Source organism: Ruegeria sp. BB9 (assembly GCF_056539345.1).
Genome location: NZ_JBQFUU010000004.1, coordinates 153,136 through 173,710, shown reverse-complemented (window position 1 = coordinate 173,710; position 20,575 = coordinate 153,136). Strand labels below are relative to the sequence as shown.

Annotated in this window: 16 protein-coding genes; 9 read left to right on the top strand and 7 right to left on the bottom strand. The window is 56.8% G+C overall.

The annotated features are described in order from the left end of the window. The first annotated feature begins 299 nt into the window (after positions 1-299). The gene (locus ACR0FC_RS14595; protein ID WP_170343011.1) at positions 300-1,226 is read left to right on the top strand and encodes a porin family protein; all 927 of its coding nucleotides are present in this window, start codon (positions 300-302) and stop codon (positions 1,224-1,226) included. Between the two features lie 366 nt (positions 1,227-1,592). Further along, on the top strand, positions 1,593-1,790 hold the full coding sequence (locus ACR0FC_RS14590) for a hypothetical protein (protein WP_170343009.1): 198 nt from the start codon (positions 1,593-1,595) through the stop codon (positions 1,788-1,790). A 140-nt stretch (positions 1,791-1,930) separates the two neighbouring features. Here the strand turns inward: ACR0FC_RS14590 and ACR0FC_RS14585 are convergent, their stop codons facing one another. Continuing rightward, positions 1,931-3,724 (bottom strand): TRAP transporter permease, encoded by a 1,794-nt coding sequence (locus ACR0FC_RS14585; RefSeq protein WP_170343007.1) that lies wholly within the window; start codon positions 3,722-3,724, stop codon positions 1,931-1,933. Positions 3,725-3,796: 72 nt separating this feature from the next. Continuing rightward, positions 3,797-4,756 (bottom strand): TAXI family TRAP transporter solute-binding subunit, encoded by a 960-nt coding sequence (locus tag ACR0FC_RS14580; protein ID WP_170343005.1) that lies wholly within the window; start codon positions 4,754-4,756, stop codon positions 3,797-3,799. A 228-nt stretch (positions 4,757-4,984) separates the two neighbouring features. Between ACR0FC_RS14580 and ACR0FC_RS14575 the strand changes: the two genes are divergently transcribed. Further along, positions 4,985-5,779, top strand: a complete 795-nt coding sequence (locus tag ACR0FC_RS14575; protein ID WP_170343003.1) for an SDR family oxidoreductase — start codon at positions 4,985-4,987, stop codon at positions 5,777-5,779. 326 nt (positions 5,780-6,105) lie between these two features. Here the strand turns inward: ACR0FC_RS14575 and ACR0FC_RS14570 are convergent, their stop codons facing one another. The 5 genes from ACR0FC_RS14570 to ACR0FC_RS14550 all read right to left on the bottom strand — a co-directional run bounded on the left by ACR0FC_RS14570 (position 6,106) and on the right by ACR0FC_RS14550 (position 11,977). Next, positions 6,106-6,609: a hypothetical protein gene (locus tag ACR0FC_RS14570; RefSeq protein WP_170343001.1), complete on the bottom strand. Its 504-nt coding sequence runs from the start codon at positions 6,607-6,609 to the stop codon at positions 6,106-6,108. A gap of 314 nt (positions 6,610-6,923) precedes the next feature. After that, a complete protein-coding gene (gene trpS, locus ACR0FC_RS14565) occupies positions 6,924-7,925 on the bottom strand; it encodes a tryptophan--tRNA ligase (RefSeq protein WP_170342999.1) in 1,002 nt (333 codons plus the stop codon). A gap of 443 nt (positions 7,926-8,368) precedes the next feature. Next, positions 8,369-8,779, bottom strand: coding sequence for a GFA family protein (locus tag ACR0FC_RS14560; protein ID WP_170342997.1), 411 nt, complete (start codon positions 8,777-8,779; stop codon positions 8,369-8,371). Between the two features lie 664 nt (positions 8,780-9,443). Next, a complete protein-coding gene (locus ACR0FC_RS14555) occupies positions 9,444-10,133 on the bottom strand; it encodes a helix-turn-helix domain-containing protein (RefSeq protein ID WP_170342995.1) in 690 nt (229 codons plus the stop codon). A gap of 1,442 nt (positions 10,134-11,575) precedes the next feature. Continuing rightward, positions 11,576-11,977 (bottom strand): helix-turn-helix domain-containing protein, encoded by a 402-nt coding sequence (locus ACR0FC_RS14550; protein ID WP_170342993.1) that lies wholly within the window; start codon positions 11,975-11,977, stop codon positions 11,576-11,578. A 247-nt stretch (positions 11,978-12,224) separates the two neighbouring features. On the opposite strand from ACR0FC_RS14550, the gene ACR0FC_RS14545 reads away from it, so the two are divergent. The 6 genes from ACR0FC_RS14545 (at position 12,225) to ACR0FC_RS14520 (ending at position 20,574) form a co-directional block, all read left to right on the top strand. Beyond that, positions 12,225-13,913: an RNA-directed DNA polymerase gene (locus ACR0FC_RS14545; RefSeq protein WP_170342991.1), complete on the top strand. Its 1,689-nt coding sequence runs from the start codon at positions 12,225-12,227 to the stop codon at positions 13,911-13,913. Between the two features lie 408 nt (positions 13,914-14,321). Beyond that, the gene (locus tag ACR0FC_RS14540) at positions 14,322-14,906 is read left to right on the top strand and encodes an ANTAR domain-containing response regulator (protein WP_170341425.1); all 585 of its coding nucleotides are present in this window, start codon (positions 14,322-14,324) and stop codon (positions 14,904-14,906) included. Further along, positions 14,903-16,072 (top strand): ABC transporter substrate-binding protein, encoded by a 1,170-nt coding sequence (locus ACR0FC_RS14535; protein WP_170341980.1) that lies wholly within the window; start codon positions 14,903-14,905, stop codon positions 16,070-16,072. The genes ACR0FC_RS14540 and ACR0FC_RS14535 overlap by 4 nt, the downstream gene beginning before the upstream one ends. A 294-nt stretch (positions 16,073-16,366) precedes the next feature. Beyond that, positions 16,367-17,734 (top strand): CmpA/NrtA family ABC transporter substrate-binding protein, encoded by a 1,368-nt coding sequence (locus ACR0FC_RS14530; protein ID WP_170341978.1) that lies wholly within the window; start codon positions 16,367-16,369, stop codon positions 17,732-17,734. Between the two features lie 72 nt (positions 17,735-17,806). After that, positions 17,807-18,889 carry an ABC transporter permease gene (locus tag ACR0FC_RS14525; RefSeq protein WP_170341976.1) on the top strand — a complete coding sequence of 361 codons (1,083 nt, stop codon included), beginning with the start codon at positions 17,807-17,809 and terminating at the stop codon, positions 18,887-18,889. 5 nt (positions 18,890-18,894) lie between these two features. After that, positions 18,895-20,574 carry an ABC transporter ATP-binding protein gene (locus ACR0FC_RS14520; protein WP_170341974.1) on the top strand — a complete coding sequence of 560 codons (1,680 nt, stop codon included), beginning with the start codon at positions 18,895-18,897 and terminating at the stop codon, positions 20,572-20,574. The last annotated feature ends 1 nt before the right edge of the window (position 20,575 follow it).

The window sequence follows — 20,575 nt, the reverse complement described above, 5'->3', positions numbered from 1 at the left end:
CGACGGTCATACTATGTCATCTTCACTCATAAGCTGCTGGTGCGCTATGACATCAAAAAGCTATAGCGATTGATAGAGACAATGCTGCCGAAGCATGCATCATTTGCGCGCGCGCCAGTCCGAAAAAAAACAGGCTCATGGGTAGTCTGTATTGAGCCACTACGCACTTTTTTCATTGGAAACTAATAGATTCTGCCTCGCGAGTTAGAGACTCGAAAAAGTCTCATTTTGATATTGAATGTGCTACCGACCTTGGATAATTCGGCGCGTGGAAACAGCAAAAAAAAGGAGAAAAGACTTTGTTTTCCATAGACAAAACATCGATCGCTCTGATCGCCATCTTCGCATCCACTACCGCCGCAGCTCAGAGTTTTCAAGGGGCAGCAACAGTTGGTTATGGGCATACATCCCTTTCTGATGGAGGCGGTGATATTGGAACGCCATCGCTAGACGCTTTTGGTGTTTTTGATTTTGAAAATAGCCTGTTTCTAGGCTTGGACGGCAAGCTTACCAATATCGATCCGGACGACGTCTCAGGCGATATGAGTTTGCTAGATCTGGGCTCGACCCTGACCTATCAATTCAGCAACGGTGCAACGGCAGGTGCCTACCTCGACTATGCCGATGCGGATATCGATACCGGGCTTGGGTTCGATCTGTCAGGTGACACAACCTCTTATGGTGTCACGGGCGGTTACTCCGCCAACGGTTATGGCTTCGAGGCATGGATTGGTGAAACCGAGTTCTCCCCGGATATTGATGGCGTGGACTGGACGGACTACGGCGCGCTGTTCCGCTATCAACCCTCCGAGCAGACTGTCCTCGGTATTCACTATGTCCGCAGCGAGCTTTCGGGCTATGGTGAAAGCATTGCTCTGTCGAGCTTTGGTATCGGTGGATATTATCAATTCGCTCAAGGTTGGGGAGCGTTTGCCGGTATCAGCCGCCAATCGCTGAGCGACATTGATGCGGATGCAACGACAATTGGCGTAGGCATCGACTACGACCTCCGTCAAATTAGCCAGTTCCCTGGTCAGGTCTCCCTTGAACTTGTTCGGTCCGACCTGGATGTTGGTGGTGTAAGCGGCGATCTTGATACCGTGCGTCTTGGTCTCACTTTCCCGCTCGGACAACGTGAAGTTGCGACCCCGGTCAACAGCGTAGCACGTGCAGCCATGGCGCCACGTCACAACGCTTTGACCACTTTCACGGACACACTGTTCTAACACGCACGAAACAATTTGCCGGGGCCAGCCAACTGAAATGCTGGCCCCGAATCCGACGGAATTTCGAGTTGCTAGACGAAAGATCGCAGCCATCGAAAAATGCGTGCCTTGTCTCTTACTGAATGGGAGCTTTGGCTCTCTGAGCTGCGCGAAGCCGGAACGCATCCCCTTCAGCATTTTGAGAGAATTCTAGGACTTCGTTCACAAGGGCTACGGATCCCGCAAGTTGAATCTTCGGCCATTCCTGGACCCCGAGCAAAGCGGGTTGTGGTCCAACCCATCGGCTATTCAAAGGCAAACGGTTTCTTTGGTGATTGCCATGGGTGGAACCATTCCCTACGATTCAGGGTTAGACGGAGAAACGGAATGGCAAAGATCGACGAAAGCAAAAAACAAGACACCCAAAAGCGTCCGGCTCAGGATGAAAACACAGGGCGCGCACAAACTGGTTTGTCACCAAACCAGGAGGGGTCCGGCGATAATGCGGCTCGTCGAGAACGATTGCGTGCCATTGCGAGCGATGCGGAAAAGCGTCTCAAAGGGTCTATGAAGCTTTTGTCTTGATGTCTTTCTCGTTGCCTCAGGACATCGGCGAATTTCATCACCACTATGCACTGATCGAAGGCGATAAGTCCGAATTCTTGCAACAGGCCGCGCCTGCCGAAAAATGATGCGTTGGCCAATACCGCAGGTCGTGATCCAACTCACACAATCACCGGCCCCAAAAGGATCGCAACGCTCGCAAGGCCCAAGGCTGTTCTCACCAAAATATTTGCCCGCCCAATCAGCGCGAAAGACAACGCTGACAGCCCAAGGGCCAAGGCAACAAATGCCGTAATAGCAGCAGCTGGCTCTGACGGAAGTTGGATCAGATCCGGCCAAGTGATCATCCCGACCGGGATCAAATAGAGGCCGACACCTAAAGCCATCGCTGTCAGCGCCACCTTGATCCAGTTTTCTCCCGCCATCCCAGCAGCGATGAAAACCGCCCCACAAACGGGTGGCGTAATCGTGGATAACAGCGCGAACCAGAAAACGAACAAATGTGCTTGGAGCGGCTCAAGGCCAAGCTGCATCAAGGCCGGGCCGGCCACCGATACGCAGATCACGTAAGCCGCCGTTGTCGGCACTTCCATGCCGAGGATCAGGCAGGCAATTGCAGTCAACAACAAGGATGCCCACAACACGCCCCCAGACCCTTCAAGGATCACGGAAGTGATCTTTACGCCCAGCCCGGTTGCCCCCAAGACACCGATAATGATCGAAGCGCAGAAGATGATAGCCGCGATCATGGACACTTGCCGGGATGCGGTGACCAGCGCTTGGGTTATGCGGTCTGCGGTCCTGTTTACGTCGAACGTCAGCTTGCCATCGATCAGCAACAGGAACGCCCCTGCGAAAATGGCAAGGCATGCCGCATATTGGGGCGTATAGTCGGCTGCGAACATTCCGACCATCAACACGCTGAAGGGCACGAGGAAGAACATGGACGTTACGACCACATCGCGCGTTTGCGGGCGTTGTGACGGGTCCAGACCCCTGAGCTCGAACCGGGTGGCATAGGCGTTGATACCCACCCAGACCGCCAGGAAATAGAGTATGGCAGGCAGAAGCGCGGCTCCCATGATCTGGGTATAGGGGACGCCCGTGAGCTCGACCATGACAAAGGCGCCTGCTCCCATTAGCGGCGGCATGATCTGTCCGCCCGAACTTGCAACGGCTTCGACACCCGCCGCCAGCCGCTTCGGGTATCCCAGCCGCATCATGGCGGGGAGCGTAATGGCTCCGGTCGAAGCAACATTTGCACTGGCCGAACCGGATATGGAGCCAAACAGCGCAGACGACAAAACGGAAACCTTGGCCGCTCCACCTTTGAGCCGGCCAGCGGCAGCAGCCGCTACATTCATGAAGCCCTGTCCCGCCTCGCCGGCGTTCAAGACGGCGCCGAAGATCACGAAAATCGAGACCACGCCGACGGAAACAGCCGTGAGGCTGCCCCAGATGCCACCTTCCGCAATGGTCATCGAACCAAGGAAGGAACGCAGAGGCATTCCCGAATGACCGAACTCTCCAGGAATGTGCTGACCGAAAAATGCATAGATAAGCGCGAGAGCTGCCACAGTGGGAAGCGGCCAGCCGATGGCGCGCCTTGCGGCTTCAATCACCACCGCCAAGAGCGCAAAACCTACCGCGACTTGAAAACGGCTTTCCAGGAAACCATATTGGTCCCCCAGCATTTCGTGGTTCCAGGCCACCCAAAGCGCCGAGGCGACACCGATTGCGGAAAGCACCGCACCTGAAGCCAAACGGGCGCGATCGGCCACGCCGAACAAGAACACCCAAGGCAGAATGAGCGCCAGGTGCAATGGTCGACTGACCAGGTTGGGAACAAGGCCTAGAAAGACCAACCCGATGTGGAAAGCGACCAGAGCCAATGCCAAGGCAAACCACAAGGCTCGCAGGCTCCACTTTTGCGGAAGATCGACCGATCCGCTCATGTTGTCTCCTTCCCGACAGAAAAACCGGGCCTGATCCGGCCCGGCCTCTGCTCAACCTGTCCGAGGGTCGAGTTACATTTGGTCGTCAGTCAGCGCAATGCCCGCTTCCTTGTAGTAGCGGATTGCTCCGGGATGGATCTTGCCCGTGATGTTTTCCATCAGCTCGGTATCAACACCGGCCCACCAGGCCGCAGTATCAGCCATCGCTTTCTTGCTTTCCCAGAAGGTCTTGGTCAGTTGATAAGCGGTTTCGTCGTCCATCTTGGTGGTGGTATACGCAACAACTGGCAAAGAGGTCGTCACTATATCCTCATCCTGACCAGCATAGGTGCCGGCCGGGATTTCCAGACGGGCACGCTTAGTTTGCGCGACTTGGTCGTCACTCAGGGACAACACTTTCACACCAGCCGAGGCAGCAGCTTCCACCACATTCGGGGCGGGCCAGGAGCCGGCGGTGACAAAGCCGTCGATCTGGCCGTTTTTCAGGGCGGCGACAGCGTTGGAGAGCTCCGCATCAGCAATGTTGACTTTGCCTTCAAGTCCAAACAAGTTCAGGTATTTCTCGCCTTCGCGCGCGCCAAAACTGCCTTTTCCCAAGAGGATGGTTTTGCCTTCCATGTCTTCAAAGCTGTCGATCCCGCTGTCCGCGGAAACAACAAAATGCATGGTCAAGGAAGGGATCGGGAACAGGGCGCGGATCTCGTCAAAGGACGGATCGCTTTTGCCCTCAAACATCGCTTTTCCGCCCTGAGCCAGTCCAACCAAGGCCGGCGGTGTAGTGAACACATAGTCGCCACCGCGCGCGCGAACTTCCATTACGTTCTGAACCGAACCCTGACCTTCTTCCACGGTCACAATGATGTTCCCGTCCGATCCGGCCTTCATGGCTTCGGCGATCTGAACACCCATTTGGTAGTATGAAGTCCCCGCCTTGGCGGATTTGTAGGTCACGCGCGTTTCAGCCCAAACCGGCGATGATACGACCACCGCAGCGGCTACGGCGGCAACCATGCACTTGAAATTGTCGAACATTTGAGAGTCTCCCTTTGATAGCAGCGATAAAGCACTCTGACCGATCCGGGGTCAATGGCTCGGCATCTCGGTGGCGCGGGGCGTAGCCGGTTCACCAACCAGGAAGCTTCGAACCAAGGTCCGACAGACTGGTGTTGTCTTTGCTATTTGACTACATGAAAAATGCAGGTGGGAAACCGCACTTAGGTGAATCGCCAAGCCTTTGCAGATCTGTCTCAGGAGCGTGTGATGTCCAGGTTGGAAAATAAAACCGCTGTTGTGACCGGAGGAGCCCGAGGAATTGGGTTCGCCATCGCCAGAGCGTTTCGCGAAGAAGGCGCTGACGTCATTCTGACAGATGTCGACGCCAAAAACGGCCAGAGTTGCGCAAATGAAATCGGCGCAATATTCCGCGAATTGGATGTTTCGTCGGAGGCGGATTGGCAAAGGGTTGAGGCTGAGTTTCCGGTGTTGGACGTGTTGGTGAACAACGCTGGCGTAACGGGCTTTGAGTCTTCCGCTACCGGCACCCCTCCTGCACACGATCCTGAGCACGCCAGCCTGGCTGACTGGCGAGCCGTCCATGCCGTGAACAATGACGGGACCTTCTTGGGGTGCCGTTATGGGATCAAGGCAATGCGAAGGAATGGTGCCGGATCGATCATCAATATCTCTTCCCGATCTGGCCTTGTTGGAATTCCGATGGCGTCGGCCTATGCGGCCTCCAAGGCTGCTGTTCGCAATCATACAAAGTCCGTTGCCTTGTATTGCGCAAGCCAAGGCCTTGCGATCCGATGCAATTCCATCCATCCCGCTGCGATCATGACACCGATGTGGGAGCCGATGCTGGGTGAAGGACCAGACAGAGCTGAGCGTGAAGCTGCGATGGTCGCGGACACCCCGTTGCGACGGTTTGGAACGGCCGAAGAAGTCGCGGCTGTGGCCGTGCTTCTCGCTTCCGACGAAGCTACTTACATCACCGGCGCCGAGCTGTCGATTGACGGAGGCATACTGGCAGGTTCCGCAGCGACCCCGGGAAGCTAGCACAATATCATCAGGGATGATTGGCGACCTAACCAAGAGCGAACGTATCGGCCAAATCGCAGTCCGACAACTAGGCTCGGGACCCAAAAATATCCACATTCTCAGCGGCGGCTTCTACCCACAACCGAACGTGGGAAGAACTGCGTCAACGGCGAAGCTGCGGACGATGCCCTCGTTCGTTGATCGCAATCTAGGGTCTGCACTCCGGCCCAAAGCCGCCCTCCAGCGGGCGTCCCAAATGCTGCGACTGCAGTCCCACATAGCCGACATTCGCTGCGCCATCATAATCATGCAGTTGGTCGACGTCCGATATGCGGGCAAACCCGTCACTCGATCTGAACAAGATCATCCCAGTCAATACGAAGCGCCTTCCCACCAACTTTTGGCAATTTATTTCGTTTGACGAGTAGACCGGAAACCTCAAAGCACTCATCGATTTTCACCACAAGGAGTTGGCTGAAATGCCGGTCGAGCCTAACGGTCACAGATCGGGTCTTCTTAAAGGGTGTGATGGTCTTCACTTCAACAAAGTCGTTTCCCAGGCGTCCGTCAGAACCCTTGGCGTAGTCCTTATGGAGCTTGATCCCATACATTATCGCGCCATATAGCTCACCGATATCGCCATATATGTTCAGATGTTTTCCTGTCGTGATGTGATAGTGCTGAGCAACATTCAAGAGCTCTTCGAAAACCGGCACCAAGTCGACATCTGCGTTTGGGTAGCGAGCTTGCAACTCGAGCCGCTCTAGATGACTATTGATGCTGCGCCAACTTATCCATTCTCCGTCTTCCCAAATCGCGTTACGCGGACCCAGTGGTTCTCTATCCAAATCTTTTCCCCAAGATTGTTGCTTCGCTACGCTATTGGTTCATCTCATGGTCAACAAGCTCGGTATTTGATTGAACCGCCAAACGTGTCCGCTTTGGGCTCTAAGCAGCCATGCGGCGCTGAAGCGGGCCGCGTGACCACCTTGGTGGAGCTTCCCGACGCCTCCGGCCCTGAGCGGACCTTGAGCACGGTTCTCAAATGCTGCGGTCGCAGCCCGCATTCCAGACTTAGCTGCAACCGCAAAATCGCAATCAGTTTGGAGGTAGGGACCTCCGACGGATCGGACCTTCATCCGGCTCGCCCGCCTTTGGCCATCTACAACTGGAACAGACCCAAGGCGCTCACCACCTCGTTCTTTGTCGCCTCGGTGCGCTCTCGCGCCCGTTCCGTGCCCTTTTTGATCACCTCGAGAACGTATCCTTGGTCCTCGGACAACTGCGCCCTTCGCTCGCGAATTGGCGCTATGAGTTCCTGTAGGATGGCTTCCAGACGCGCCTTGATCTTGCCATCGCCAAGTCCACCGCGCTGATAGTGCGCCTTAAGTTCGGCGAGCCGGTCTTGGTCCGGGTCGAATGCATCGAGATAGCTAAAGACGACATTGCCCTCTATACGGCCTGGGTCTTCGACACGCAGGTGATTCGGATCTGTGAACATCGCCCTGACAGCATTTCGGATCTCGTTGGGCGAAGCGGAGAGCGGAATGGCGTTGCCTCCGGATTTCGACATCTTTGCCTTGCCGTCGACCCCGGGCAACCGGCCCGCCTTGGGGATGATCGCCCGCGCTTCCGGCAACACGGGGCGACCTGCGGTTGCGTTTATGCGCCGCACGATCTCGTTCGTTTGCTCGATTAGCGGAGCCTGATCCTCGCCGACCGGAACGACTGTCGCCTTGAAGCCCGTGATATCCGCCGCCTGTGCTGCCGGATAACACAGAAACCCGGCGGGAATATCGCGCCCGAACCCGCGCGCGCGGATTTCGTCCTTGATCGTCGGATTCCGTTCAAGCCGCGCCACCGTGACGAAGTTCAGGTAGAGCATCGACAGTTCGGCCAACGCCGGAAGATGCGATTGCAGGCAGATCGTAGTTCGCGATGGATCAATGTCCACGGCAAGATAATCCAGCGCAACCTCCATCACGCTGCGACGCACCTTCTCCCGGTCATGGGTGTTGTCGGTTAGGGCTTGGGTATCCGCCAGCAGCAGAAATTGTTCATGGCTGCCCTGATAGCGCAGCCGGTTGGCTAGCGAGCCTGCATAGTGCCCAATGTGAAGCGGTCCCGTGGTGCGGTCGCCTGTCAGAATGGTTGGTTTGTTCATTTGCGTCTTCTCTTGAAACGAGAGGCCGCGCATCGGGAGGCTCGGAAAACAAAAGGCCGCCCATGCGGCGGCCTCGGAATACGTTTGGTCATCCGGCCACCCTATCAGGAGGCCAGCCACCAAGTCATTGCGATGATCGTAGTGTTTTCCATAAAACACTTGCTATCGTCTGTGAGATTACTCGTCAATCAAATGGAGGAAAGGGCTCGAAACTGACCTCGGATGGGGCGGGACGTGCCCGATCGCGGTCGATATGTGATGCAAGGACGGCCCAGAGCCGACCTTGGCCACCACTTCAAAATGCTGCAATGCGGTCCGCCATTGCGGCCATTCATACAGAGCGCAGCGTCTCTTTCCCTCGCATGAGAGCAGAGCCGGACGAAGCCGGTGGTCGCGTCCTTTTCGTCTGGCTGTTGTCTGAGATACATCATCGGCGCGACCGTTCAGCCAGGAAGTCCGTCGATCCTTTCGATGGAGGCTAGGTCGTTGTCCCAGTTCGCGCGACTGGAACAGCAGATATGCGCGCTGGGTCGCATGTCGAACTGGCTGTCTAGCGACCCTGCAGGCACCACAATCAAACCAATCTCCGGCTGGGAAATAGGCAGTGCGGATCCGCAGTCGGAGCAAAAGCTTTTCATGTGGCGTGAACCAGCGAGATGAAACGTTTTGATGTTTGCCTCACCTGAAACCCAGATGAGTTTGGCTGTGGACGAAAACAGGTTTGCTGAATGGGCCGATCCGCTGTCCTTGCGGCAGCGGGAGCAGTGGCACAGGAAAAAGCTCTCGAACTCTCCCGATATGCGGAATTTCACAGCGCCACAAAGGCATTGTCCCGTGGTCGGATTGTTGTCCATTCACACTCCTCGCGACCGGCAAGCCCTGCGGCCAGTGAACTCATTTCTTTGTTCGCTTGTATCCGCGTGCTGGATCCCGGTCAAAAGGGGCTCAAAGAGAGTGTCTATCAGCGCCGCAGAGCACCTCAGGATTGAAAACCATGCCTTCCGTCGTTCACGGCTCAAAGCTGCCGTTCACTCCGAGCTTCTCGAATGACCGGTTTCAGTCATAAGTGCTTGAGGCTTCATATCCAAGACCTAGCACTGACAGCCTCGCGCAGCTGGTCGAGGTATCAAGCTGCGAGGGGCTTCGGAAAATCCTGATCCACCAAATACATTGTGCCGATAGATCAGAGCAGAGAGATGACTGCCGGTTGCACCATGGCAACCAACTGCTGCGTGAAATGGCCTGCGGAACGTCGAAAGCAACTACTCTCGGGGCTCCACAGGCTCCCACCCCATACCCCTAGGAAAGGAGGAAGTGCGCGACGTGTTAGGAACGCGCCTTGCCCCTTCCGTTCGGACCTTTCGACATCGCAGCGGCGCAAGGACGAAATGTCCCGCTGCGCGGCTTTGCCTCTCGGCTGCGACCTCTGACACGTTCAACCCTCTGGGTTGACGTCATTTACTGCCACTTAGGCATTCATTGGTTGTTCGGGAATGTTACTGGCACTGCTCAGGGAACTCAAGTTTGTTCAGCCTCACCAACTGAAACGGTCAGAGCTTCAAGTCCGTCGACAATATAACCATGGTTCATTAAGGCGAGCGTCGTCAGGAGACCGAGGCGATCCAATCCCGCAAATTCTCTGCTCCAGTTCTTTTTGCAAAACTCATGAAGAGTGATTGTGGTTCCCAGAATCTGTTCCTGATCCAGGAGAAGAGCGTAACCCTTTTCCGGCAAGTGCCAAGGCATGTCTCTGCTGCGAAGATTGACGACTTTGTATTTGTCTCGCGATCTAGGCAGGCGACCAATGGCACGTTCAATCACTAACGCGAAACACCCTTTCGTGACCTCCTGCACAGAAATACGAACTGCCTCGGGCGGATCGCGGACTTCAGGGATTGTTTCAAAGGCTTCTCGCAAAAGAAGGCGGCCTTCGACCTTCAAAAACATCGAGGTAGACGGAGCACAACCCTCCGGAATATTCCTCTGATACAGCTGGAAGGGCGATCGCTCTATCCTGTCGCCATATTGCTTCAACAGTGGCTTTACCTGTCCCAGTCGGGCCCGAGATTGCCCTTTCTTCCATCGGCTGACTGTCGATTGATCAACCCGGCATAGCTTCGCGATCTTCTCTTGTGTTTGGCCAGCCTTTATCGCGATATTTATCAGCCGCTGCGTCTGCTCGTATTCCGGCCCCTTTTTTGTTGGCATTCTATCCTTCTTTCCCTTTCCTTCTTTCCGCATCTCAGGGTGGGACGCCAAGCGCCCCACCCGTATTGTCATGATTTCTTCGGGGTGGAGGGGCGGTATTTTGGGTTCAATTGCTTACCCCGATTGCCCTGGTTCTTGGCGTGGGTCGGGTTCTGCCCGGACGTCCCTTTGTTCGCGTTCTTCATGTCTGCGGGGTGGTTCGGTTTTTTCATCATGCTCTCCATTCGCATCAGGTTGACGATGATGCCTTAATGGCCTTCTCAGATCATCGATTAAACCTGCACGCACCGCATAAACACGCATACTTCTGCATAATGACGATTTATGAAATTTGGAGACTGGTTGGAACGGTCACTAAATGAAACTGCTAATGTTTAAGGTGCCTTGCGATCAAGTAACGTTGCGCCATCATTTGAATATCAGCGTCCGCTTCCTTCGAGTTGCAGCTATCGATATTGTTCGCGGCAAATTGCTGCTTCCCGCCCTTGATAGTCGTTTGATCAGCTTGTAGCGTCGGCAATTCTGGCTTTTCTACCTTAATGTGTAGGCCTTTGTCGAATGGCTCCTTATTGTCGGTCTGCGCACATCTCTGGCCTGTTTTCATCGGTTTCTACATCGTGCCACAAGGACAGCAGGGGGCATTTCGCATCTGTTGTGGCTCGAATACGAGCGTCTCTATCGCAGCAAGCGCCTGTCGCCGGTGACGCTTGCTCCACCGACGCCGGTCAAACCGCTGCCAAATGCTAATGTGGCGACGGAAATCGAACATTGAGGAAGTTTGAGCAGTGCTAGCGCTCTTCGCTCCATTCGCTCTTCGCCAACCAAGCCTCCGCTACATCGTTCGATACTCGACTAGGAGAGGTTTGTGCCGAGCTAAACATCCACCGCATGACCAAGCAAGACAACAAGCCATTGGATGCGACAGAGCGCGGGAAACCGTCTTGCCAATGACACTGACCTCCGCGACCGCACATCAGAAGAACGAACAACTGCGTCAATCCAAAGTCATTCACTGCGAGGTCGAACCTTTTGCGCTAGGTTGCTGTATGAAGGTTTACATTTTCGACGAAAAAATCGGATTCTCGGGTGAATCTGTCAACTTAGGGTAAACTTAATGTAAACCTTATGGCTAATAATCCGGCTTCGGAAGCAAGAAAAGGTTTACATCTACAGCCGCCGGGCAGGAGCGATGTAAACCTTTGTCAACCTTGCGCAACCCGGCCGGGGTTTCCAAGCCGGATAGAAGAGGCAGCCCAGACAATGATGGCTTGAACTGCCCCAGCGCTCACGGCGTTATTCCGGTCTGCGAGAGCAGACGCGTCTCAACAGCTGGACCTGATGCAATGTGGGTTCCGGGTCGCTGTGATTGCTCAACTCACGCAGGAAGCGTAACCAAGCGTGCTCGTTGGACGTCAATGCTTCGTTGTGCATACTCTCGTCTCTCATTTTCCAAAGATCGACTTGATCGAGGCCTGTGATCTGCTGGTTAGCCGGGGATCGGAATTGTCGGAGGCCTCACGGATCGCTTTCAGCCAGGAGCGTTCGTTCTCGGTCACCGGATCTCCGAAAATCTCGACAACGGACGCAGCGGCGGTTTCTCCGATTGCCTGCTCTAATGAAAGACGCATCAAGTAGGCAGGATCGCACTCCAACGCCTTGGCAAGAGCAGGCACGCGATCAAGCGCAACCTTTGAACTTCCCTGTTTGATCATAGTGATCATATTGGCGTTGGTATATCCGGCCTGTGATGCAATATCGGCCTGGCTCTTGGTCGGTTTCAATTCGAGCACCCGGCGTTCTACGTATTTCGCCAGTCTGGTGTCTGCATGCGGTTTCTTGGTCATTTCCACTCTCTCAAATGTGACGCAGCACGAGCTGCTTGTCTTCGATATAGCGACGGCCAGGTTGGGGATGTGTGGTGGGAAAGAATTACTCTAGCAAACTAAAATGCAGGTGAGCCTTACCAGTCTCGCCTGCCGATCAAATCTACCTTGAGTTGTGTGTTTTTTTGTGGTCAAGATGCTTCGCAGTCGACGTTATTAAAGTCGAGCTTGGATTCAGGGCCAATTTCAATTTCACGAGGGTGGAGGTATGACCGCGAAGACCAAATCAGATAGGTTTCGTCGTCTAATCTCGCATGGCTTTTTTGCACCTGAGTTGCCGCCATGCTTCGTTTCCGAAGACCTTGCGAAGTATCGGCGATCGATCTGGGCAGCGCTTCAAGCGATCCCACCTCGGAGAAACGGTGGTCCTCCCGCGATAAGAACCTATACATCGGAGCCAAGCAGCTTCTATTTTCCAAGGTTTGGGCGCGACGATCGCAAGCACGGCGTTATTAACCCAATATCTTACCTGGCAATAGCTCACACCATTTCTGAACACTTTGTAGCCCTCCGGAAAGTTGCAAAGAAATCTGGTTTGTCGGCATCTCCCTTAGTCTTCGATTGGACAGGGCAAAGGGCACTTTTTCGACCAAGCATCGATCTTCGAGACGACTTCCGGGTTGATCTTGCATCGCGCATGGAGCACTTTTCCGTCGCCGACATTCGCGCGTTCTTTCATTCGATTTACACACACGCAATCCCGTGGGCTATCTATGGAAAGGCATGGGCCAAACAGAACAGATCTTACACTCATTTCGGCAATCTGTTGGACTTGTATTGTCGGAACGCTCAGGATGGCCAAACCATTGGATTACCCGTTGGCCCCGACACTTCGCGCCTAATTGCTGAAGTTGTCGCGTCAGCCATAGATGTTTCACTTCGTAATCGAATAAATGTAACCAACAAAACTGCGTCACGGTATGTCGACGACTACACAATAGGATCCGTAGACGGCGCGAACGGCGAAAGCTTGATAGCTGCTCTTCGTCAAGCCGCCGCATCGTATGAGCTGGAGCTCAACAGTGACAAGTCAGCCGTTTTCCCCACTTCGGTCAGGTTTAGCTCTGGCTGGAAGCAAGCGGTAAGGGACTACATCCCTAGTGGAGACTTGAGTTTTAGCTCTTTTCAGCGTTTTTTCTATGAGGTTGGCCGGGTCTGCGTAGAGCAGCCAGACATCAATGCCGAAAAGTTTGCATTTCAGAATGCACGATCAGCGTTTGTGCTGGCACTGGAGTGGGATCGTATACAGGGTCAACTCATTAATGCTTATCGAAGAAATTCGAGCCTAGTATCGTTTCTCGTAGAAATACTCATCCTTCGTGAGGTGGCCCATGGCGACGTAAACCGCGCTTCGCTCAAGAGCTTTCTAGAAAGCCGACTTCCAGCACTAGCAAGCGAGAATCGGACTGGTGAGATAATTTGGCTGCTTTTTCTAGCCCTACGTCTTCAGGTGGAATTACCAGCGAAGCGAATTGAAGCACTGTTCGAAATCGAGAACTCGATGGTTGCGCTGCTCGTCAACGTCGCTGCATCTAGAAACGTTGTGTCTGGCAATGTTGATTATTCGACCTGGTCGAGCTTTCTCAGTGACGATGCTCTTCAAGGACCAATGTGGTTATATGCTTATGAAAGCGTGAGACAAGGTGTGAACCCAGTCGGAAACTCCGATTTCATTGAGAACAACCCATTTTTCTCCCCTCTCCTCGATAAGAAGATCAGCTTCTTGGCGATTGACGAGGGTTTCACGTCGGTTGCAAGCGTGCTCAGGAGCCGAAGAGGGGAGAACAGCCGGCAACAGCGTTTGCGCCTGGATTTCCTGTCTGACTTCGAGTTCGAAACAGAAGAGTTTGATGAAGACCTCGATGATTTGAATGGCCAAGATGTCGACATCTACTAATCAATTTGCCAGGCAAAACCGCGTTGGTCAGAGTGTGGGCAACTCAGTAGACAGTGCTCCCAGGTTCAATGAACCAGCCGAACCAGAACTTGACTGGTTTGATTGGTTGAACCGCTTGAGAAACAGGGCTCTCGTGACTAAAAAACAACAACTTGGCCATTGCCCCCGGTCTTCGGGAGGCAGGGGTCGGAGGTTCGAATCCTCTCACTCCGACCAATAAAACAAGGCGCCCTGCGGCGCCTTTTTTGTTGGTTGGTCGTATCTCCAAATATGTCCGGGGCAGCAACGTGCTCAATTATTCGGCATCTGCGCACGATCTGCCATCTGGATAGGCGCTTTCCAGAGAATTGAGCGCAGCGCTCCGAGGGTGGCATTGCCTCGCTCTGCCGGCTTGGTCAGTTCGATGTTATGAACCAAACGTTGACCGTTGTTGTAGTCGAACAGAACCCGGACCGCGCCGATGCGATCCTCGAGGCCCTGAAAGCGGCGGGGAGCGTCGAGGCGCACGTGATCGATGGCGTGTCTGAATTGCCGCGCAAGATTGCTGTCCACAATCCCGATGTCGTTCTGATCGACATCGACAATCCATCTCGGGACATGCTTGAAGAACTGACAACCGCCTCCGGCCCGATGGAGCGGCCGGTTGCCATGTTCGTATCCGGGGCTGCAGGCGGCCTGTCCAAAGCTGCGGTCGAAGCAGGTGTCTCGGCCTATGTCGTCGACGGTCTGCATCCCGAAAGGGTCAAGCCCATCATCGACACCGCCATCGCCCGTTTCCAAGTACTGCGCCAGATGCGGACCGAGTTGGCGGAAACCCGACGCGCATTGGAAGAGCGCAAGGTGATCGACCGCGCGAAAGGGCTGTTGATGAAAGCAAAGGGCATTCAGGAAGATGAAGCATATGCCCTGCTGCGCAAGACCGCCATGAATCAGAATCGTCGGGTGGCCGATGTTGCCGAGGCTTTGGTGACCGCTTCGGGGCTGCTGTCATGAGGGCGGTCTCGCTCCGAGCGGCCTATATGCCGTTGGTCGATGCGGCCCCCCTGATCGTGGCGCACGAGATGGGATATGATCAGGCCGAGGGCATCTCCTTGGACCTGCGCCCCGCCCCGTCCTGGTCCTCGTTGCGGGACATGCTGGCCTTCGGACATGTTGATGCGGCACATCTGCTGTCCCCTGTCCCGGTGGCCATGGCGCTGGGGCTTGGGGGGATCGTCACGCCCCTTTCGGCCGTGTCGGTCCTGTCGGTCAATGGAAACGTGATCGGCGTTGGCCGCCAACTGGAGGCGCGGCTGCGCGAAAATGGCTATGCCTTCGATTTCAGCAACGCCACTGCGGCCGGAGCGGCATTGGCAAAAGCGGCCGGTGGAACGCTGACCTTCGGGGTTCCGTTTCCGTTTTCCATGCATGTGGAACTGCTGCGATATTGGGTCAGCGGCACGGAACTCGCCTCGACCCAGGTTGAGATCCGCACCGTTCCCCCACCGCTGATGGCCCAGGCCCTGGCCGCCGGTGAGATCGATGCTTTCTGCGTGGGTGAGCCCTGGGGGTCGTTTTCCGTCGATGACCGGGTGGGTGCGCTCCTGCTGCCGGGAAACGCGATCTGGTCCTGTGCCCCGGAAAAGGTCCTGGCCGTGCGAACGGATTGGGCACAGACGGAACCACATCTGACAGGCGCATTGCTGCGGGCGATCTGGCGGGCGGGCCGGTGGCTTTCAAATCCCGATAGCCTGACTACGGCGTCGGAGATGCTGGCGCAGAGGCTATACCTGGATGTTCCGGCGGACCTGGTCGACCGGGCATTGACCGGTCAATTTGCGATTTCAGCGCGCGGTGATCAGCGTCAGGTCGACCGGTTTGTCACTTTTCATGAAGGAGCAACGGGCTTTCCTTGGCGCAGTCAAGCCAAATGGATCGCGCATCACATGGCGCGAAGATATGGTCTTGATCCGTCAAATGCCGAGCGTACGGCGGCCGATGTGTTCCAAAGTGACCTGTATCGGCGCGAGCTGCAGGGAATCGGTGTTGTCATGCCCATCGAATCTGAAAAGCCCGAGGGTGCCGGCGACGACCCGACGCTAATGGCCGGGCCGGGCGGAAAGCTGATGTTGCCGCGAAATGTCTTTTTCGACAGTCGGATTTTTGAGCCTTCCCAGTAAGTGCGCCTAATTTTTTTGCACTGCAGCGTCAAATAATGCTGCGTTGCAGAATTTTCGCCTGATGGCCGTCAATTTTGGATGACTCATCTGCTCACCGGTGCGTTTATCAGGACAACGGCAGGCAACGTCGCCCACCGTAGGAATTCGCCCGATGTCTTGGGCAAAACTTCTGAGCAAAGCCGCTCGACCAACCGCCTTCTCCTTCCGGCGGTGTGTGTCGGCGGCTTTTTTTTGGCCCGAACGTTGCTCGGGTCGCCACCCAGCCCGGTTTGGGCCGGACCGAAAGGAACAAAGATGAAAAAACTCATTCTGAGTCTTGTTGCGACGACAGCCCTTGTTGCGCCGGCCACCGCAGAAATGCTGGAGCTGGAAAAGGACGAACTGACCTTCGGCTTCATCAAGCTGACCGACATGGCGCCGCTGGCCGTGGCCTATGAGCAGGGGTATTTCCTGGACGAAGGCCTGTTCGTGACGCTCGAGGCGCAGGCCAACTGGAAGGTTCTGCTGGACGGCGTGATCGGCGGCCAGTTGGACGGTGCGCATATGCTGGCCGGTCAACCGCTGGCGGCGACCATTGGTTATGGAACCGAGGCGCATATCATCACGCCCTTCTCGATGGACCTGAACGGCAACGGCATCACGGTATCGAACGAGGTCTGGGCGGAGATGAAACCCAACATCCCGGTGATGGACGACGGCCGCCCGCAGCACCCGATCAGCGCCGAGGCGCTGGCTCCGGTGGTCGAGAAGTACAGGGCCGAGGGCAAGCCCTTCAACATGGGCATGGTGTTTCCGGTTTCGACCCACAATTACGAGCTGCGCTACTGGCTGGCCGCCGGGGGTCTGAACCCGGGCTATTACAGCCCCGAAAACGTGACCGGCCAGATCGGCGCGGACGTGTTCCTGTCGGTCACCCCGCCGCCGCAGATGCCGGCCACGCTCGAGGCTGGCACGATCCATGGCTATTGCGTGGGCGAGCCGTGGAACCAGCAGGCGGTGTTCAAGGGCATCGGCGTTCCGGTCATCACCGACTACGAGCTGTGGAAGAACAACCCTGAAAAGGTATTCGGCATCACCGCCGAATTCGCCGAGGAATACCCGAACACCACCTTGGCCGTAACCAAGGCGCTGATCCGCGCGGCGATGTGGCTGGACGAGAACGACAATGCCAACCGCCCCGAGGCGGTCGAGATCCTCAGCCGCCCGGAATATGTCGGGGCCGATTACGAGGTGATCGCCAACTCGATGACCGGCACGTTCGAATACGAAAAGGGCGACAAGCGCGAGGTGCCCGATTTCAACGTATTCTTCCGCTACAACGCGACCTATCCGTTCTATTCCGACGCGGTCTGGTACCTGACCCAGATGCGCCGCTGGGGGCAGATCCCCGAAGCCAAGGCAGACAACTGGTATGACGAGGTCGCCAAGTCGGTCTACAAGCCCGAGATCTATCTGCAGGCCGCGCGCCTTCTGGTCGAAGAAGGCCTGGCGGACGAGGCCGACTTTCCCTGGGACAGCGACGGCTACAAGGCACCCACTCCGGCCGAGGACATCATCGACGGCATTCCCTTCGATGGCCGCGCGCCGAACGCCTATCTCGAAAGCCTACCGATCGGCCTGAAGGGCGACCAGAAGGTCGTCGGGACCGAAGTCCAAGGCTGACCCCGAACCGCCCTGCCCGGCTGCGGTCGGGCAGGGCCCCTGAAACGCCCCGCCATCGCAAGGACGCATCAGATGACAACGGTCGATCCGGAATTCAACGCAGACGCCGCACGGGACGCGCGCCGCGCCCGTCTTTTCACCCGCATCAACGCCGCCGACAAATGGTTCCAGGTGTTGGGCCTCAGCTGGGCCACGCCGGTTCTGAAGGCCGCCGCCGGCGACAATCCCCGCGCCCAGATGGCCGAGATCTGGCGGCTGCTGATCGTGCCGATCCTGTCGATCTGCGCCTTTTTGCTGCTATGGGCTACGCTGGCGCCCAAGGTGCAGACCTCGCTTGGGGCGGTGCCTGGCCCGGCGCAGGTCTGGGAGGAATTGGTCAACCTGAATCAGGACGCTCAGGCCAAGGCCGCCAAACGCGCCAAGTTCGAGGCGATGGTCGAAAAGCGGAACCAGAAGCTGATCGAGGCCGGCCGCGCGGACGAGGTCAAGCAGGTCGCCTATACCGGCGCGCCGTCCTACTACCAGCAGATCTGGACCTCGATCAAAACCGTGTTCTTCGGATTCCTGATCGCCACGGTCGTGGCGGTGCCGCTGGGCATCGCGGCGGGTCTGTCGCCCACCGCAAACGCGGCGCTGAACCCGTTGATCCAGGTGTTCAAGCCGGTCTCGCCGCTGGCCTGGCTGCCGATCGTGACGATGATCGTCTCGGCAATCTATGTCACCAATGATGGCTGGTTCGCGAAATCCTTCCTGATTTCGGCCATCACTGTGACGCTGTGTTCGCTGTGGCCCACGCTGATCAACACCTCGTTGGGCGTGGCGTCGATCGACAAGGATCTGGTGAACGTGTCCAAGGTTCTGAAGATGAACACCTGGACCAAGATCACCAAGCTGGTGCTGCCCTCGGCGCTGCCGCTGATCTTCACCGGCCTGCGCCTGTCGCTGGGCGTGGGCTGGATGGTTCTGATCGCGGCCGAGATGCTGGCGCAGAACCCGGGCCTGGGCAAATTCGTCTGGGACGAGTTCCAGAACGGCTCGTCCAGCTCGCTGGCCCGGATCATGGTGGCGGTCTTTACCATCGGCATCATCGGTTTCCTGCTGGACCGAGTGATGTACGCGCTGCAGTCCCTGTTTACCTTTACCAACAACCGGTGAGCGTAATGAGCATTCTCAGCTTCGAAAACGTCTCGAAATCCTTCGGCGAAGGCACCGGGCACACCGATGTTCTGAACGGCATCGACCTGCAGGTGCAGGAGGGCGAGTTCCTGGTGATCCTGGGCTTTTCCGGCACCGGCAAGACCACGCTGATCAACCTGTTGGCCGGGCTAGACATGCCCAGCCGCGGTCAGGTCACCTTCAAGGGCGCGCCGATCAAGGGGCCGGGGCCGGAACGCGGCGTGATCTTTCAGAACTACTCGCTGATGCCGTGGCTGACGGTCAGCGGCAATGTCGGGCTGGCGGTCGATACGGTCTTTCCGGGCCTGCCCAAGGCCGAGAAGGCCGCGAAAGTGGCCCATTACGTCAAGATGGTCGGCCTCAGCCACGCGGCGTCGCGCCGTCCGGCCGAATTGTCGGGGGGGATGCGCCAGCGGGTCAACGTGGCCCGGGCGCTGGCCATGAACCCCGAGGTCTTGTTACTGGACGAGCCGTTGTCGGCGCTGGACGCGCTGACCCGCGCCAACCTGGCCGACGAGATCGAGCGCATCTGGGAAGCTGACCGCAAGACCTGCGTGCTGATCACCAATGACGTGGACGAGGCAATCATCCTGGCCGACCGGATCATCGCCCTGAACCCCGACGGCACGCTGGGGCAGGAGTTCCGCGTCTCGATCCCGCGCCCGCGCGACCGGGCGGCGATGAACACCGATGAAACCTTCAAGCGCCTGCGCGCCGAGGTCACCAAATACCTGATGGATGTGGGGATCGAGGCCAAGGTCGAAGGCACCCGCATCCTGCCCGAGGTCACGCCGATCCACGGTGTGCCCGCCGCCGTGACCGAGGCGCAGAAGGGCATGATCGACAGCCGGTTCCTGGATTTCTCGCAACTGCACAAGGTCTATCCCACGCCCAAGGGGCCGCTGACCGTGGTCGAGGATTTCGACCTGAAGATCGACAAGGGCGAGTTCATCTCGCTGATCGGTCATTCGGGCTGTGGCAAATCCACGGTGCTGACCATGGCGGCGGGGCTGAACGAGATTTCCAAAGGCGCGATCAAGCTGGATGGCCGCCACGTCGAAGGTGCCGACCCTGAACGCGCGGTGGTGTTCCAGTCGCCCAACCTGTTCCCGTGGCTGTCCGCGAAAGAGAACGTGGCGATCGGTGTCGACAAGGTCTATCCGAACGCCAGCCAGGCCGAACGGCAGGACGTGGTGGAGTATTACTTGGAACGCGTCGGTCTGGCCGATGCGATGGACAAGCAGGCCAGCGACCTGTCGAACGGCATGAGACAGCGCGTCGGCATCGCCCGGGCCTTTGCCCTGTCGCCCAAGCTGCTGTTGCTGGATGAGCCTTTCGGGATGCTCGACAGCCTGACCCGCTGGGAGCTGCAGGAGGTTCTGATGGAGGTCTGGTCGCGCACCAAGGTCACCGCGATCTGCGTCACCCATGACGTGGACGAGGCGATCCTGCTGGCCGACCGGGTGGTGATGATGACCAATGGCCCGCAGGCCACGATCGGCAAGATCACCCGCGTCGACCTGCCCCGCCCGCGCACCCGCAAGGCGTTGCTCGAACATCCCGACTATTACGCCTACCGGCAGGAAGTGCTGGATTTCCTCGAAGAATACGAACACGGCGCCAAGCCAAAATCGCCCGCCCCCAAGGCCATTGCAGCGGAGTGAC

What these genes read in the sequence shown, in the direction of transcription:
- ACR0FC_RS14535 (WP_170341980.1), top strand. Translation starts at nt 14,903, where the DNA reads ATGAGGGCGGTCTCGCTCCGAGCGGCCTATATGCCGTTGGTCGATGCG.
- ACR0FC_RS14580 (WP_170343005.1), bottom strand. Translation starts at nt 4,756, where the DNA reads ATGTTCGACAATTTCAAGTGCATGGTTGCCGCCGTAGCCGCTGCGGTG.
- ACR0FC_RS14555 (WP_170342995.1), bottom strand. Translation starts at nt 10,133, where the DNA reads ATGCCAACAAAAAAGGGGCCGGAATACGAGCAGACGCAGCGGCTGATA.
- ACR0FC_RS14575 (WP_170343003.1), top strand. Translation starts at nt 4,985, where the DNA reads ATGTCCAGGTTGGAAAATAAAACCGCTGTTGTGACCGGAGGAGCCCGA.
- ACR0FC_RS14530 (WP_170341978.1), top strand. Translation starts at nt 16,367, where the DNA reads ATGAAAAAACTCATTCTGAGTCTTGTTGCGACGACAGCCCTTGTTGCG.
- ACR0FC_RS14550 (WP_170342993.1), bottom strand. Translation starts at nt 11,977, where the DNA reads ATGACCAAGAAACCGCATGCAGACACCAGACTGGCGAAATACGTAGAA.
- ACR0FC_RS14525 (WP_170341976.1), top strand. Translation starts at nt 17,807, where the DNA reads ATGACAACGGTCGATCCGGAATTCAACGCAGACGCCGCACGGGACGCG.
- ACR0FC_RS14585 (WP_170343007.1), bottom strand. Translation starts at nt 3,724, where the DNA reads ATGAGCGGATCGGTCGATCTTCCGCAAAAGTGGAGCCTGCGAGCCTTG.
- ACR0FC_RS14545 (WP_170342991.1), top strand. Translation starts at nt 12,225, where the DNA reads ATGACCGCGAAGACCAAATCAGATAGGTTTCGTCGTCTAATCTCGCAT.
- ACR0FC_RS14560 (WP_170342997.1), bottom strand. Translation starts at nt 8,779, where the DNA reads ATGGACAACAATCCGACCACGGGACAATGCCTTTGTGGCGCTGTGAAA.
- ACR0FC_RS14590 (WP_170343009.1), top strand. Translation starts at nt 1,593, where the DNA reads ATGGCAAAGATCGACGAAAGCAAAAAACAAGACACCCAAAAGCGTCCG.
- trpS (WP_170342999.1), bottom strand. Translation starts at nt 7,925, where the DNA reads ATGAACAAACCAACCATTCTGACAGGCGACCGCACCACGGGACCGCTT.
- ACR0FC_RS14540 (WP_170341425.1), top strand. Translation starts at nt 14,322, where the DNA reads ATGAACCAAACGTTGACCGTTGTTGTAGTCGAACAGAACCCGGACCGC.
- ACR0FC_RS14520 (WP_170341974.1), top strand. Translation starts at nt 18,895, where the DNA reads ATGAGCATTCTCAGCTTCGAAAACGTCTCGAAATCCTTCGGCGAAGGC.